Origin of the sequence: Nitrospira sp., from assembly GCA_030692565.1 — a bacterium.
Taxonomy (GTDB): domain Bacteria; phylum Nitrospirota; class Nitrospiria; order Nitrospirales; family Nitrospiraceae; genus Nitrospira_D.
In genome coordinates, this window is the sequence record JAUYAO010000058.1 from 141466 (window position 1) to 156617 (window position 15152).

General features: G+C 58.5%; 14 protein-coding genes. All 14 read right to left on the reverse strand.

The window, feature by feature from the left end:
* Window positions 1–7: 7 nt before the first annotated feature.
* The 14 genes from Q8N04_17380 to Q8N04_17445 all read right to left on the reverse strand — a co-directional run bounded on the left by Q8N04_17380 (window position 8) and on the right by Q8N04_17445 (window position 14950).
* Window positions 8–280 (reverse strand): phosphopantetheine-binding protein, encoded by a 273-nt coding sequence (locus Q8N04_17380; GenBank protein ID MDP3092449.1) that lies wholly within the window; start codon window positions 278–280, stop codon window positions 8–10.
* Window positions 277–1080 carry a class I SAM-dependent methyltransferase gene (locus Q8N04_17385; protein MDP3092450.1) on the reverse strand — a complete coding sequence of 268 codons (804 nt, stop codon included), beginning with the start codon at window positions 1078–1080 and terminating at the stop codon, window positions 277–279. The genes Q8N04_17380 and Q8N04_17385 overlap by 4 nt, the downstream gene beginning before the upstream one ends.
* A gap of 283 nt (window positions 1081–1363) precedes the next feature.
* Window positions 1364–1960, reverse strand: coding sequence for an outer membrane beta-barrel protein (locus Q8N04_17390; protein ID MDP3092451.1), 597 nt, complete (start codon window positions 1958–1960; stop codon window positions 1364–1366).
* 161 nt (window positions 1961–2121) lie between these two features.
* A complete protein-coding gene (locus Q8N04_17395; GenBank protein ID MDP3092452.1) occupies window positions 2122–2448 on the reverse strand; it encodes a TRL domain-containing protein in 327 nt (108 codons plus the stop codon).
* A gap of 216 nt (window positions 2449–2664) precedes the next feature.
* A complete protein-coding gene (locus tag Q8N04_17400; protein MDP3092453.1) occupies window positions 2665–4605 on the reverse strand; it encodes a DUF4105 domain-containing protein in 1941 nt (646 codons plus the stop codon).
* A gap of 23 nt (window positions 4606–4628) precedes the next feature.
* Window positions 4629–5147 (reverse strand): DUF3015 domain-containing protein, encoded by a 519-nt coding sequence (locus tag Q8N04_17405; protein MDP3092454.1) that lies wholly within the window; start codon window positions 5145–5147, stop codon window positions 4629–4631.
* 189 nt (window positions 5148–5336) lie between these two features.
* On the reverse strand, window positions 5337–5867 hold the full coding sequence (locus Q8N04_17410; protein MDP3092455.1) for a metallophosphoesterase family protein: 531 nt from the start codon (window positions 5865–5867) through the stop codon (window positions 5337–5339).
* Window positions 5864–7006: a M48 family metallopeptidase gene (locus tag Q8N04_17415; GenBank protein MDP3092456.1), complete on the reverse strand. Its 1143-nt coding sequence runs from the start codon at window positions 7004–7006 to the stop codon at window positions 5864–5866. The genes Q8N04_17410 and Q8N04_17415 overlap by 4 nt, the downstream gene beginning before the upstream one ends.
* Before the next feature lie 161 nt (window positions 7007–7167).
* Window positions 7168–7851 (reverse strand): TIGR00266 family protein, encoded by a 684-nt coding sequence (locus Q8N04_17420; GenBank protein MDP3092457.1) that lies wholly within the window; start codon window positions 7849–7851, stop codon window positions 7168–7170.
* Between the two features lie 113 nt (window positions 7852–7964).
* Entirely contained in the window at window positions 7965–8495 is a 531-nt protein-coding gene (locus Q8N04_17425) for a DUF3106 domain-containing protein (protein MDP3092458.1), read from the reverse strand.
* Window positions 8492–8788: a hypothetical protein gene (locus tag Q8N04_17430; GenBank protein ID MDP3092459.1), complete on the reverse strand. Its 297-nt coding sequence runs from the start codon at window positions 8786–8788 to the stop codon at window positions 8492–8494. The genes Q8N04_17425 and Q8N04_17430 overlap by 4 nt, the downstream gene beginning before the upstream one ends.
* A gap of 22 nt (window positions 8789–8810) precedes the next feature.
* Window positions 8811–9164 carry a hypothetical protein gene (locus tag Q8N04_17435; protein ID MDP3092460.1) on the reverse strand — a complete coding sequence of 118 codons (354 nt, stop codon included), beginning with the start codon at window positions 9162–9164 and terminating at the stop codon, window positions 8811–8813.
* Window positions 9161–9772, reverse strand: a complete 612-nt coding sequence (locus tag Q8N04_17440) for an RNA polymerase sigma factor (protein ID MDP3092461.1) — start codon at window positions 9770–9772, stop codon at window positions 9161–9163. Before Q8N04_17440 ends, Q8N04_17435 begins: the two co-directional genes overlap by 4 nt.
* Before the next feature lie 228 nt (window positions 9773–10000).
* A complete protein-coding gene (locus tag Q8N04_17445; protein ID MDP3092462.1) occupies window positions 10001–14950 on the reverse strand; it encodes a hypothetical protein in 4950 nt (1649 codons plus the stop codon).
* Window positions 14951–15152 lie beyond the last annotated feature (202 nt).

Here is a 15152-nt window from a genome sequence, read left to right on the forward strand (position 1 = left end):
ACATGATTCACTTCGTACGGTTTTTCTCGATCGCGCCGGCCAGCGCCCGCAGGGAGGAAAAGATCGCTTTGATCTCCGGATCGCTCGATTTGAGTTGATAGCCGTATGTTTGGGAAATGGCGAGCGAGAGTTCCAAGGCATCGATGGAGTCGAGCCCGAGTCCCTCCCCGAACAGCGTCTGCGTCGGATCAATCGTGGCGGGATCGACCTTCAACTTGAGCGTCTGAACGATCAAGCCAGCCAGGTCCCGCTCCAAAGACGAGGTGAATGAATCTGTCATGTGGGCTGCTCGACTTTCACCGCCCGGTAGTCCCGCAGGAGTCCGTTGAAGAGTTCATGCAACGAGCAATCGGCAAACCCGATTTCTTTCAATGCCTCCAGAATCGTCTCCGACGGTACGCAAGACTCCGTGGTGTCCCACCAGTATTCCATCAGTGTTTTCATATCACGATTGCCGGTCGACGCAGCAAACACCATCCCCATCACCGTCTTAATATAGAACCGCGACAGCGACAGGAAAAGGGGCGACCGCGGGCGACAGATGTCCAGGAGCAGCACGATCCCTCCAGGCTTCAAGACCCGGCGATATTCTGAAAACGCGGTCTTGAGATCGAAAACGTGGCGGAGGGCGTATCCCATGCTCAGAAAGTCGAACGTCCGATCGGGAAACGGCAACTGCTCGCCGATGCCTCGTACAAAATTCTGACAAGGCCCCTTCTGCGCTTCCCGCAACATGCCGATGCTGGGATCGAGCCCGACGACCGAACCGGACAGGCCGACGATTTCGCGCGCGCATTGCGAGACCAACCCCGGCCCGCAGGCGACATCCAGCACCTGCATACCGGGCTTGAGTCCGGCTTCACGCAACGCCTTGGCCCGATACCACATGCCGGATCCGAATCCGGTCGCTTTATCGATATTGCGGTACTGGTAGGCCGTGCGATCGAACAGCTCGTTCAAGAACACTTGCCGTTCGCCGCCTTCGGCATAATAGCGGCGCAATGGGGGATGCGGTGCCACCGGCACCATCGGGACGTGGGCCACGGAGCGGTCGCCGGCTGGATCTGTGGAATAACTCACGATAGGCCTCCTGAAACGCCTGACGGCCACTCTTGTAGCAGGACTGTTTCGGACGGGCAAGGGGGCGATGCGCTATCGGCTCCTGATCCAACAGATCAGGAATGGCGGCTCGGATATTGGATTCCTTACACGCACAAAGGTTCGGCCATCAGACAGTCTGACATCACACACCCTCCGTCGGCAATCCATGCCGTCAAGCCCAGTCGTGCGCTTGGCATCACCCAGCTGATAAACGGATCCTCTTCGAGGATGCGCATCGTGCCTGACTTCGGAGCGCGACGACTTAGAAACGCAGCCCGATGCCAAACACGGCATACTGAGAGCGAAAGTCCAGCGCGAGTTGCTTCCAATGATAGGTGGCCGAGAAGTATTTGTACTCGCTGAACAGAAACACCTGCTCACTCAGATTGCCTTGCACCCCGCCGAAAAATTGAGAGCCGAATGTCCAGGAACCTTCAAGATCCGGGTCCGACCGACCCGGTATGTTGGCATGGGTAAGCACTCCGTTCGAAAGACCGCCCCCGAGGCCAATGTACGGAACTACCGCCTTCCCGGGGTAGCGAAGAATCAGATTCACCATCGAATTAAAGACCCAGAGGTTCGTACTGGCTGAGGATCCCGCGCGCATCGGCGAAGAAAAGGTGATCTCGCTCCCGTGACCGGAGGACTCCAGTTCGATCCCGATGCTATTGCCCAAATTGCGCGGAAACACCGCGACCTTGATGCCGGCTCCAGCCCCGTTGGTAATTCTGGTGTCAGAAGGGTTGCTCCCTTGGGCAAAGAGGCCCTGATTTGAAGGAAATGCACCCAGAGTGTACAGGCTAAGAGCAACGTCCCCGGTCTCAGCGGCTGAAACCGGGCCGACTCGCGTGAATACCATCAGGAGGGCAAGGGACAAAGGAAGGATAACTGCGAACACCTGGGAGAGAAACCAGGTGTCGAGGATACCTCTCGCTCCATTGAGCCAGCAGCGCTGGCAAAAATAAAAGGGCCTCTGGGACTTGCGCCCCAAAGGCCCTTTCGATTGCGGATAGTCGAGGATCAGCTACCCTTGACGATCGTGCAATAGTCACCAACGATGCCGAGGATCTGGTGGGCCGTGTGATCGACCGAGGCCACCGTGGAGATGCCGCCGGCTGCTTTCGCCGCCGCGACGCTCGCATCACCGGTCGCAACCCATCCGAGGATTGAGGTCGCGCAGGCCTTGCCCTCTTTCGTTGCCGCGGTCGCCGTCGTCGCCACATCACCGTACTTCACATCGGTGAAGATCCAGCCCGCCGCCGGAGTCGCAACGATCTGACAACCGGTCAAGCTCAGACCAGCCGCAACAATCAATCCAAGGGACAACACGTGATACGCATGCTTCATGATTCCTCCTCGTTTAATAAATTAGTGAGTTGTGAGTAAGTTGTGTGATTGACCCACCCGACCTTTCAGTAGGAATCACTTGGCGGGAGTATAGTGGTGGATATACCGTCTGTCAATTCGTGATAGGGGCGCATGTTTCGAGCTTGAGCTGAAGAAATGGCATCAATTTCACCTTACCGGACCATCGCAAGGAACCGCTCCGTCTAGCATATCTTGCTAAAAGAATGCCTGAACGCTCACCAGGACGTCGTTATCCCGATCCCGATGATTGTATTCCACCCGCAACGCCCAGTTCTGCGACAGGGTATAGCGGGACCCGGCAAACCAGCGGATATCCTCGGACTTGTCGCCTAGTGCATAACGAAGATATGATCCGGAGAGCATCAGCTTCCAGCGGTCCGTCAGGTCAGTCAACATCCCCACCGTGCCGCCTCCGCCGATACGGTGGCGCTCTTCATAGGCGCGGCTGTAGTTGGCTTCGGCCTCGGCAAACGCAAAATACACTTCTCGTTTGAACAGACTGGATTCCACGGCAGCCCCAATCCCACCGCTCGCCACGCCGTTGCTGCAGAGCTGGCAGCCGTTGTGCCGGATCGTGTTCATGCCGACATTGACCTTCCAAGAGGGAACAGATGAAAGCGCATGGATCGGCGCGAGAGACGTAATGTTGACCAAACCGAACCGTTCGACACGCGCCTGTGACTGATCGTGATAATGGCGAATCCCGACCGACACCAGCTCGATCTGCGCATCCGGAGTGTACCCAGTTTCCGGATCGAGCAGATCGTGGTACGCGCCACGGAAGCTCACTTCCTCAAATGCTCGCTGGTTTCTCCATCCGGCCCCGAGGCCAAGCCGGCTGGTCCCGTGACCAAGGTCAGGTTGTTTCACATAAGGCTCAATCAGTACCGCCGATGGGGTGACTTTGAGTTCACTTCTGGCTCTCAGAATGGTCCTGTTTTTCTCTCGATACGGAGCCCCGTCCTCCCCTGCTCCGGCACTGTGCTGGAGTAGATAATCCGAGGCCGTCTCCAAGACGAAGGCTTGCCTCTCACTGTGAAGCGCTCGAAATCCATCCTCTTTCAACCCTTCAGGGTTCCTGATCAAGCGATCGAGCCACCCTTGCTCATCATCGGTCATCGACGTGCGCTTTCGACGCACGAGGGTACTGCGGGATGGTCGGGAAATCACCTCTCCAACAAGCCCCGCTTCTCGCAGGAGCCGAACCGTGTCGACTGGAATCGTATAGGCAGGAAAGGCATCCAGCAGATGGGCGGATGGTTCAGCCGCCTCTATCAATGAAAGGATGTGGTAGGCGCAGTTTTCACCAAAAAAGTAATAGTCAAAATACGCATTCCCTAACTCCCAGGTGTGCATCAAGAGGCGAGTCACCTGTTGCTCGGTCAGCTTCAATCGGTATTCCCAGATATCTCGATTGTCGATATCCCGATACTCCTGCACCTTGAGATAGTACGGGATCGTGGAGAAGTACCCGGGGTACGCGCCGGCGAGCCCTTTAAAGGCATACTCGATGCCTGCATCAGGCGGGAGCTGAGCCGCATAGTTGATGGTGTAGGCCAGAATTCTCGTCTGCGGCGTCTGGTCCTTGCCGTCGACTCGCAGGAATGTATGACCGAACATGGATGAGGGATTGTTCATGAATCCCGTCGGGAAGATGAGACTGATCGCTTCGGCATTGAACTCATCGAACCATTGTCTGAACCGTTCACAAGGCAACGGCGGCAGACGGGTGTCATCGAACTGCAGGCGTTCTTTCAACCAGTGGTATCGGGCCACGAATGCACATTGCGCAGGCTGCTTCGAGCGACCGACGACATCGTCGACAAAAAAATTGGTCAGTGTGGCGGCAAGCTCGGCCTCCGGATTGATTTTCCCTTGAGGGGCAAGAAAGAACCCCGGATCGTCCTGCATGCTCTCCACTCCACCGAGCCACGTCCGGCGGTAATGGAGCAGCACCTGCCACTCGCGCTCCTCCGCGAGGCGCAGGGTTGCAGCGCGATTGCGCAATTCGTTCAGATAAGATTGATCACCGAGCGGACTGCTGATTCCGTGGGACGGAACAAGGCACGGGAGAAAGACGAGCAGAAAGGTGATCGGGAAGATTCTGAAGAAACCGTGGGGTCCCAGTAGTTGCAACCAGAACCCCACGGAGATAACAACTAGTTGGCGGAAACCTTGGCCAGCATCGGATGCGTCGCCACCGCGTCATTCAACGCTTTCACGAGTGCAACCGGAGAGGTCTCGCCTGCCGACATGAGGGAGGCATACTTCTCCTGAGTCATCGCGAAGAACGCCGGCTGTTGCGCCGCAGGAATACCCATCAACGTCGCCAGGGAAGTCAGGTGTTCACCCTGCCCCTGAGCCATGTCTTGCGCCAGGTTTTCAAAGTTCAGCGCGGCAAATACATTGACCTTCTCCTGCGCCCAGAACTTCCCATCATTGGTACAGCCGGAGGTCCCGCTGCTGATCCCGAACGTCTGATTCCCCATGAGTCCATTGGTGGTCGCTTCCATAGTCTGGACACCGATGACCTTCTGGTGGGGGTAATTCTGCCAAGCCAGCTTACCCAGGCCGCAACCCGGTCCAGTATCGGGATTGCCGGCGTTCGCCATCGCCAATCCAACCTGCATACCCATGAAGGCCACAGCCAACGATGCCAAGAGCACTCTCTTCATCATAAGCCCTCCTTAGTGGATAAATTACCGACTCCCCGAATAAATCTATCGGGAAATTTTTGCAAGTATAGACCAATTCCGCGGCAAAATCTCAACCAATTATCTGCGACGCGCAGCCACAAAGAGATCGCTACGTATGAATTCTACAATGTCCACTGCGCGACGGTGAGAGTCAGCATTACCATTCCTGCTTCAGCGCGAGTGACGATCGTCTCGCTTTCCATCAGCCTTCCGCTGCAACGGGATGACTCTGGGCTCAATCCGCCCTCCAACAAAGGTCAGCATCCCGACGCCGCGCGGCAGGGAAAACCGTTTCGGTCCGGCTGACCCGGGATTGAATAACAGGGTTGGGCCATAGCGCTCAATGGTCGGGCGATGACTGTGGCCGAAGACGCAGACGTCGAGCTGTTCTTTGTCCAACCACGCTCTTGCGTCCACGGTCAGCTTCCCGCGCTCAAACAGGATGTGGCGGATTCCAATCGTCACCCCGTCACGGCGGATCACGCGCGACCTGGGGAATCCGCTATCTTCGAACTCATCGACGTTGCCCGACACGGCGATGACCGGGGCGATCCGCTGGAGCTGCCGAATGACGTCAGGGTTGCCGATGTCGCCGGCATGGAGGATGGCTGCGACACCCGCGAAGTGCGCAATGATCGCCTGATCAAACAGGCCATGAGTATCGGCGATGACGCCGATGTGCGTCTGGCCCTTGGCAATCACGGTGCCGCAACGGGTGAAACTCCGAGCGCACCCTGCACCTCACTCCACTGAAACGTGAAGGGCTCGGGAGAGCGCTTCGGAAGAGCCGCCAACTCAGCTTTCAGACGATCGGCTCTCGCGCTGCTCATCGGATGCGTGGAGAGCCACTCTATGCGCCCCTCGTCCTTCTCCGAAAGCTTCTGAAAGAACGTGATCATGCCTTTGGGATCGATCTTCGCGCGATAGACCAACTGCAACCCGGTGAGATCGGCTTCCATTTCTTGCGCCCGGTCGAACTTGAGTGTCAGCAGTTCGACGCCGACTTGCCGCATCAATCCGATAAGCCCCTGCTGATCGCCGACAATGATCGCAACCGCCGCCATGATGCCCAGGTTCTTCACAATCCGTTCGAGCCCGTGCCGTTGCAACACATGGTTGAGCTCGTGCCCCAACACCCCCGCGACTTCTTCTCCGCTGTCCGCTTTTTTCATCAAGCCGGTAAACACGACCACGTAGCCGCCCGGTAGCGCAAACGCATTGACGACGTCGCTCTTCACCACGGTGACTTGAAACTTGTACGGACTGTTCGGAATCTGCGCGGCCAGACGCTGCGTCATCTCTTCGACCGCCTTCACGGCAGGGCCCTCTTTCATCACGTCTTGATGACTGAGAAAGTCTTTATAGGCGGCTTCGCCGAGCTTCTGCTCCCACTCGACTGGGATTCGACTGACCGCCACCTCCACGAACAGATCGGCCCCGAACCAGAGCCCCAGCGCCACAGCCATGATCGAACCAGCAACCGTCCCCCACATGACACGATGCCGGTGGCGCACCTGCCGCACTCGCTCGGCGGCCTGCTCAAACGGCTGACTCAAGTGATCCGGCGCCGCTTCACGGAAGGCCCGGATAAGATCGGGATGTTTGAGGTACAACGTGCGTGCCTGCAGCCCCTCCCCCCATTTCACAACCAGATGATCATGATCCAGCCCACCGGCGGACACCGCCAGCCCTGTAAAGAGCACTCGCTCAGATGGAGCCGTCGATCCTGCCGGCTCATAAGCGATCGCGAGCCCATCGCCTTCAATCTGGACGAGACAGGGCGCGCCACTGGCCGGAAACTCCTCACCGAAACAAAGGGCGTTGGGGGAAAAGTTGGTCATCCTAGGATCAATTGACCTATGAAAGGCAGGGGTCTTATGCGGATGCTCAAAACGCCAGCCAACAAGGCCGCAGGCGAGAGACAACCACAGGCGTATCCTTTGGGGTACGTTGAGGATTGGATCGAGCCGAGAACGCAGTTCGCTGTCGTTTTCAGCATCCGCTACTCTGAGACCGGGATGAACTGTCTGATCCACGCCCCGAAGCTGCCGGGATTGCGGCTCTGGATATACACAATCCCCGGCCCGCGGAACCGGCAAACCAGCCCTTCTCCGGACGTGAAGCTGGCGACCCAACCGGAGGCGGCTTTCTCGATGTTGTACGAGGTCGTCGCAGACCAGGCCACGAGGTGGCTGTTGTCCACAATGTATTCCTGATCCGGCCTGAGTTCGATCTTATGAATGGCGCCGAAGCTATTCACCGCCAGCATCCCCTTGCCGCCGATCTTCAGAATGAAAAATCCTTCGCCACCCAGGAGTCCGCGGCTCAAACTCTGCATTTTGCTTTCGATCGTGATGGAGTCCGCCCCGGCCAGGAATCCATCCTTCTGCACCATGTATTCGTTCACGCCGTCGAGTTCCAGAATGACGATTTCGCCCGGCACCGTCGGCGCCAGCAACACCTCGCCCGGCCCGCGACTGGCCCGCAGCGTCTGGAAGAAGAATTTTTCCCCCGTCAACAGTTTGCGCGAGAGCGCTCCGAGAAAACCGCCTTCCATCTTACTTTCAACATCCACCGTCGGAGAGGAACCCACCATCGCACCCGATTCGGCTTTGATATGCTCCCCGGACGCCAACTCAACCCGCACCATCGGAAACGCCCCCGGATAGAGAATTTCGCTTTTCATCGGTTGATCTCCTGAAATAACCGCGCCATCTGGAAGTGTTCCAGACACAAGACTCATACGCGGGTGATTCTGTGGAATGCGCGCGACACTGTCAAGCACGCATCAGGAGTCGATCAGCGGTTCGGACGGAAAGGCCGGTCGCGGTGCGGGAACTGATTCGACGGTGGAGCAGACCCGTCGCCGCCGAAGTTCTTTTTGAACTGCCGGCGAAGCGTGCGCCGTTCGTCGGGCGTCATATTCTTCCAGCGTTGGCGCATCTCATGGCGCTCTTCAGGCGGCAAGGACCGAAACCACTGCCGCGCATTGCGAATGGCCTCGCGCTTTTCAGGCGGCAACTCGCGAAAGCGCTGGAACCCGTCCCGCAGTCGCTGTTGATCGTCCGGGGACATCTGTCGCCACTCCTGGAACCGCTGGCGCGCCTCAGTCCGTTCATCAGGATTCATGCTCGACCACTGTCGCGCGCCATTGCGCAAACGTTCCTGACGATCCGCCGGCAACTGATCCCAGTCCTGATTGAATTTCTGCAAGAGCTGTTGCTCCTGCTGATTCAGTTGGCTCCACGGCACACCTTGGGCCTCAGCCTGGGCCCAGGCTGCGAGGCTCCATCCACACAGCAGAATAATATTGAGCACAAGTCCCATCATCGCTTCATCTCTCGCATGGGATCGATTGGACGAGTCCCCTGCTGATCAGACTCTTCACGGCTCTCCCGTCGATTTGTTCGCGGCGTTTCCTGCGTTGGCCCGGCTCGCTGGTCCTTCTGAAAAGGCGCCGCCCCGGCACCCGACAATTCAGCAGCATGAAAGGGATCGACCCATCGGCCATCGCCCGTGTGCCAGTTTCCTAAAAATTCAAGGAAGTCGGCATCCGGAACCTGCGTGGCCTCAGGCGATGCGGCCGCCGCCGACACCGCCGTCCCCAGCAGAACGCCGCACATCCAGCCGAGGCACGTATACCCTCTACCCTGCCTGGTCATCATCGGCCAGCCAGTGAAAAAATTCGAGATCTTCGGCTAGCTCGACATTCTCGACTGACGTGACGAGCTCGAAATCATCCAACGACACGGCCGCATGCTGAAGAGGCGCCGCCGGTTGCATCCAAAGCAGCACGGCCAGCGCCGCAAGCGAGGCTACTGCCAGGCCGGAAGCCCAAGTACGCCAAGAGGACCGGCGCGCGCGGGCATCTAACGCGGCAAGCCGTCCCTGCTGCAGCCGGAGGGCCGTCGCATGATCCACCTCGCCGACGGCACGATCCAACACCACCTTGGCCTGGCCGACAAACTCATGATCGCTGTGATGCAGCTCCTGACTCATGGCCAATGATTTCCTAAACGCGTTCGAAGCGTGTGAATGGCACGAAAATAGTGCGTCTTCACACTCCCCTCAGAGCAACCCATCGCCGCCGCTGTTTGCGCCACATCGAGTTCTTCCCAGGCCCGCAGTAAGAACGCTTGCTGCTGTCGGAGAGGCAGCGTTCGCAATGCCGCATCAAGCGCCGCCGAGGCCTCCTTGATCTTCAGTTGGTGGTCTGCCGCCGGGGTCGTCGTATCAGCGATCGCGTCCAATGGATCGCCAGCTTCCTCGCCGTCCTCGTCGCGGCCCAACCAGAGACGCCAGCGAGACCGGACTTTTGTCCGCCGATACCAATCGCGAATCTTGGATTGCAAGATCCGATGAAACAGCGGCCCCCATTCCGCTTCGTCGCGCGTGCCATACCGTTCGACCAGCTTGAGCATGGCCTCCTGCACAAGATCCAGCGCCTCGTCATCGTGTCCCGTGGCGATCTGTGCCATCCGAAACGCGCGGCGTTCGACTCCGGCTAAAAATCGATCCAGCGCCCGTGTCTCCTCCAGAGTCGAAATCCTCCCACCCAGATAACATTGACGACTGTGGGCCGGTGTCAGACTACGAGCGAGTGCCATTCCCGCTCCTCACCTCGGTGCTGACAGAACACGATCCTGCGCCGTGCAACTGATTGTCATGCGATCTGCCCTCCAGGTCAAGACGTGCGTTCCACGCGACTCCCAGTCGGAGAGAGCCGCCTGTTCATCTGAACGTCTTGAGGGGCCGTGGGTTGACATCGACTGGCCACGTGACCGTGGCAGTCAACAGCGTCTCGACTGGACAGGGACATGGGGATACCGGTGAGACTACCTCGACTTCGGAGCAGGCTTGGCTATAGCTGCCGCAGGTTGATTGAGGGGAGCAGGTTGATTAAGAGGAATGGAGACGACGACGTCCTGCTGCGGATCCGCATCTTGGTCCTTACCATCGTGGCCCACGCTATACATGACCCCTCTCCTGAGATTGACCAACATCGGAAGGCCCGTATAGGGATCATAAAAGCGTTGACCGGCTTTAGCGATCCGCGCCAGCAAATCGGCATCCTGCGGACCACGTCGTAGCCAGGCTTGCAGGCTCGCCAGGCGGAGATGCGCATCGGTGTCGACAACCAAGCCATTGTAGTGATCCCATGCCGGAAGCGGATCAATGCCGATGATGTTTTCAATCGGATTCGTCACATAGTCCATGACGCTGGTCGCCGGATGCTTGATATACGTGGAGCGCTTTGGCATGGCGCCATACCGACCTTCTCCGGCGGCCTTATATGACGCTTCATAGTATTCAGCGTAGTCGTTGAATCGTCGTTGTTTCGGCAGCGGAAGCATGCTGGCCACGCTGACATGGAGCGGCACGTCCTCACCCCGGTCAGCATCGAGTTGTGCCCCGTACGACTTGGTCGCCAAGACCAACTGACTCTGCATCGGCCATCGCATCGACGACTCAACCGGATCGAGCGGGCGAAGCATCTTCGTGATCCGAGGAAGCGCCTTGCCATCGAAGTCCGGCTTGACCAGCAGCCCGGAGGCAACCGCAATATCATCGTTGATCGCCTGGAGCGCCATCATCTTGACCGGAAGGGTCTTCGCCTGGCTGAGCGTGGTCCGCCAGGCTTCCATGTCACCTTCCAGCCGCTCAACTCCAGCCTCGGGAATAGCCCCTTGGCTAAAACCTTCCGCCACATGCAGCCGATGCGCAAAGAGGATCGCCGCACAGGGCGGTGTCACCGCCTGACCATGCCCCCAATCCTCAAACGGCATCTTGAGCCATTGCCGGTAACGGCCGAGGGACACCGTCGCCTGACTCGTCCAGCCTTTCAGGCTGTCCGATTGGACCTTGAACTGCCCGGCTGGATCTGCCGACCTGTACCAACCCTGCGCCACACTCGCAGACGCGTTTTTCTGATTGGCTCCGGCCATGCCCTCATTTTCACCATGGCAGACCGCGGCCATCCCTCCATCCTTGGCATCCGGTTTTCGCTCGTACCCTGCCTGAACCGGATCCGCCGTGGCATCCGCCTCGAATCCGAGCAGGAGCAGGTATCCGTTTTTGCCGGAATCCATCATGGCGCGTTGAGGTGACGTCGTCAGACTTTGAAATGCCGGGCTCGGTTTTTCTTCCATCACCAACCAGGTCAGACCCACGGCCCCAATGGCCATTGCCACGATCGCCACAGACAATACCGCCAGACCTACTATCGACGTCACGAGCGCACGCGTCGTCGAGAAGCAGGAACCGATGAACACCGACAGGCCAATACGAACGCGTGCCAGCTTCGCGCTCAACCGTGGACGTAGTTTAAGAGCAGCCGTTCGCTCAGTCGCCTCAGTTCGCGTATGACGGCCCGATGACTGGAAGAGCACATCGACGGCCGACGCAGCCGTAGACGGGACAGAGACCGTCGGCCATTCGTCATGCGACGCAGAAGGAGGTGGCGGCATCAGGTGAACGGGCTCGGCGACAACCGGATCGATGAACCGAATGGCCTCACCGGTTCGGACCCACTCCTCTTTTTCCTGAGCGGCTGGAGGAGCCGGCACCGCCATTTCGACGACCGTCGACGCCAGATGGGGGACCGAATCAGCGGGGACTGCCGGTGATTCGTCGGCTGGAGGTATGACGGCCGGGGCCTCGGAGGCTGGCTCGATCGAATGTTTTCGCTTCTTGGCTGAAGGGCGATGAGTGTGAACCGCCACATCGCCGGTCTTCCACTGCGACGGGGGGCCCTCTTCAGTCGGAGGCATCTGCGCTGAGGAGGGATTCGCCGCAAGCTCCGCCGAACTTGGCGCCTTTGATGGCTCTCGTAAGGATGCGGCCTCTGGAACGACCTCCTGGTCGCGCGAAACAAGCTCAGAGGATTTCGTCTCTGCAGAGATCGCAGGAATGGTTTTAGTCACCACCGACAGTTGGTCAACCAACGTCTGTAGTACCGGTAACAACTCGTGCGGCAACACTGGCGGAACCGATTCCGGAGAGGGCGCGGTTGCAAGAGCCGGCGCTGCACTCGAAACCGGCGCGTCCGGCTTGACCGACTCTTGAACCAGGGGCGACGGTTCTGCCGGTGAGACGATTCGAAACTCCTCGGAATGAACCGGTAAACGGTCATCGGCCAGTGACGAGCTCGCAGCTGGTTGTGAGTCGATCAGCTTTTCATCTGGTAACGCCTGAGGTTGTGCCTGGAGACTCTCACTGACTGCCGTCGGCTCCGCGCCGGCGCGAGTGGAATCCTTGAAGCGAAACGCAACCTCTGCCGACTCAACTTGCGCAACCTCGAGAGACCGAGGTTCCTCGACCACAACAGCTGTCGATACTGCCGGCGCTTCGACCGGAGCAATGACTTGCGGAGCATCGTGAGCGGCTGCGTCGTCAAGAATGCTAATGGACTCAACCGGCATCGCTGGTGACTCCACCAGCGGCTCCACGGCTAAACCCATGGCACTGTCAACGGATGAGATCGGAGCAGGTGTATCCTCGGCCTGATCCCAAGGCATGGACGAGACCGCCGGCTCTGCCAGGCTGGCAGATGCTGGCATGGCTTCTGACGTCTCCTCAGAGGCGACCACATCCGTTTGTTCATCCTGAATGACCGGAACCACCGCTGGTACTTCCAGAGCGACTACTTCTTCGGAAAGCTCGACGGGCGCAGCAATACACTCCTCCAGAGACTCCCCTGATGTGCTCAGGGCACTATCAGCGAACGGGATCGCAATCGGCGCATCCTGAATCTGATCCCCAGGCATCGGCATCGATTCCGACATCGCACCCGGGGAGACAGCCGGCGTCTGTTCCTCGTGCAGGACAGGAGTACCCACGGCCTCTTGGGATATGGCCGATTCTGCAACCTCAGGCGGTTCAACCGGCGAAGAATGCTGGAGGGAGTCGTGCGGGGCCGGAGACGACGAGCCAAACTTCCAAGCACTATTGAAAATTGAGGCCCACGAAAACTCACCGATCTTCGTCTTCGGGCTCGGCTCGGAAGCAGCGAGACTCTCCGGCGAAGACAGCACATCGTCCGGCAGGAAGGACGCGTGGCGCGACTCCAGACCGCCAGGCTCGGGAGAACTCGCGATAGCCGCAGATATAACCTGATCGCCGACTACAGAAGGAACGGCTTCCTGGAGTTGAGTCGAGAGTGGATCCGGTGTCGCTCCGGTCAGAGCGATGGACTCCTGAGTGAATCCTTCAATACTGACCGGCGATTCCTGTATCTGTTCCCATGGCATGGGCAAAGGCACAGATTCAGTCAGCACATCTGACTGCGGTTCCCCCGAGGCAGAGATCGTCTGCGATGGCTCTGGTGAAGGCGAATAAGAACTCGGCGGCTCAGTAGCCACCACATCCGGTGCCGACCAAGCCACATCCGGTGAGCATTCTTCTGTTGTGGCTAACGAGAGGGTTGTCCCCGTCCCAGCCAGTAGTGAAGACTCTTCTTTTTGCTTCTCGCCTGACTCATCAGAAGACCCGACCTCGATTGGTGCGATTTCCGGTGAGACCGAGGAGGCGGACTCTACGCCCTGGAAACCCGCCGAGAGAGATTCCCCGTCCGGTTGAGAAATCGCAACCGTGGCTTCCTGAACCTGCTCCCAGGGCAAAGGAGCGGGAAAAGCATCCGAGGTAGGACTCGGCAACGTAATGGACACATCCGATTGAGGAGGCTGCACCACATCAGCCACGCTCGTTGCCTCATTCGAATCCGTGTTCCAAGAAGCTTGCGATATCGGGAGAGAAGCCGCACCCCACTCCGAACCCGGCGACGCAATAGTCGTAGCAGGCATCTCCTCATGCGTTAGCGAAAATCCGGTGGACGCTGCGCCTTGATGGGTAATCGGGGCTGAGCTCTCACTGCTCGAACCTTGGGAAGATGGACTGACGCTCAGCTCTGCCGGAACCTGATCAATGGAACCGTCCCGCAGAGCGAATGACTCGTCCGCAAGTGGAGAAGCCTCCGATGCTGCGGGCAACTCAGCTGTCGATGAAGCGACCTGATCTGGGCTCTCAGGCTGGAAGCTCTGGGCTGGCAATACCGAAGTACCCGCTGGGAGATCATCCCACGGCATGACGCCGGAAACCGGATCAGACATCGCGGTCGATAGATTCGATGTCGTGGACTCCGATGGTTCCATCGCCACAGGCGGCGCTAGCATCTCCTCCGGATTCGAGCTCGGCGCAACCGCCGCGCGGGCAATTAACTCTCCTGTCTGCGCGTCGAAGAGTGATGCGAGACGGAATGCAGGAGAACTAGCCGGGGCTAGCTCCCGAATCTTGGCATACAGCTCAGTGGGTAAGGCAGGACGGTCAGGGTCAGGATCTTCGATAAGAATGTCGATGGCCTTGGCAAACTCTTCGGACGCGGCGAGCGCATCGCCCTTTTCCTGGTATACCGACCCCAGGTTTTCAATGAATGGCACACACCGGGGACCGGCTGCGAGATACTCGCGGAGTAACGATTCAGCAAGCCAGTAGTCTTGCCGTTCAAGCGCCTCGTTCGCCAGTGATTCGAAGGCCTGCCTCGCCGGGAGCAGGCTCCCCAATCGAAGATGAAGCGTGGCGAACAGCCGGCGCGCCTCCATATTCGCAGGATCGAGCGCCAGCAATTCTTTCAGCGCGGCTGACGACCGCCCATACTTCCCCGCATTCATTTGGGTAATGGCGTCTTCGAGAAGAGCGGACTTCTTGCTATACCCGATCACGCCCCGCTTGTGACTACGGGACGCAATCTTCTTGTCGGCTTTGAGTGGAGTTTTCTTATCAGCACGCACGATAGTAACTCTAGCAGATCACAACAGGGTTATAAGCCGCACCGATGGCTGATTTGTACCAATCGTAGATACTCGGTGATCATTCCGCATATGAAGGTCAAACCGCTCACGAGACTGCAAGCTAGGTGCCCTCTCTACGCCCTAAGGCCCTATGTGCAACCCGTTGAATTACTGACAATTTGCCAAACCTCTCCCTCGACGG

Bases quoted from the DNA above. Each gene is read 5' to 3' on its own strand.
- Q8N04_17380 (MDP3092449.1), bottom strand. From the start codon at position 280: ATGACAGATTCATTCACCTCGTCTTTGGAGCGGGACCTGGCTGGCTTG.
- Q8N04_17390 (MDP3092451.1), bottom strand. From the start codon at position 1,960: ATGGTATTCACGCGAGTCGGCCCGGTTTCAGCCGCTGAGACCGGGGAC.
- Q8N04_17395 (MDP3092452.1), bottom strand. From the start codon at position 2,448: ATGAAGCATGCGTATCACGTGTTGTCCCTTGGATTGATTGTTGCGGCT.
- Q8N04_17405 (MDP3092454.1), bottom strand. From the start codon at position 5,147: ATGATGAAGAGAGTGCTCTTGGCATCGTTGGCTGTGGCCTTCATGGGT.
- Q8N04_17415 (MDP3092456.1), bottom strand. From the start codon at position 7,006: ATGACCAACTTTTCCCCCAACGCCCTTTGTTTCGGTGAGGAGTTTCCG.
- Q8N04_17420 (MDP3092457.1), bottom strand. From the start codon at position 7,851: ATGAAAAGCGAAATTCTCTATCCGGGGGCGTTTCCGATGGTGCGGGTT.
- Q8N04_17425 (MDP3092458.1), bottom strand. From the start codon at position 8,495: ATGATGGGACTTGTGCTCAATATTATTCTGCTGTGTGGATGGAGCCTC.
- Q8N04_17430 (MDP3092459.1), bottom strand. From the start codon at position 8,788: ATGTGCGGCGTTCTGCTGGGGACGGCGGTGTCGGCGGCGGCCGCATCG.
- Q8N04_17435 (MDP3092460.1), bottom strand. From the start codon at position 9,164: ATGAGTCAGGAGCTGCATCACAGCGATCATGAGTTTGTCGGCCAGGCC.
- Q8N04_17440 (MDP3092461.1), bottom strand. From the start codon at position 9,772: ATGGCACTCGCTCGTAGTCTGACACCGGCCCACAGTCGTCAATGTTAT.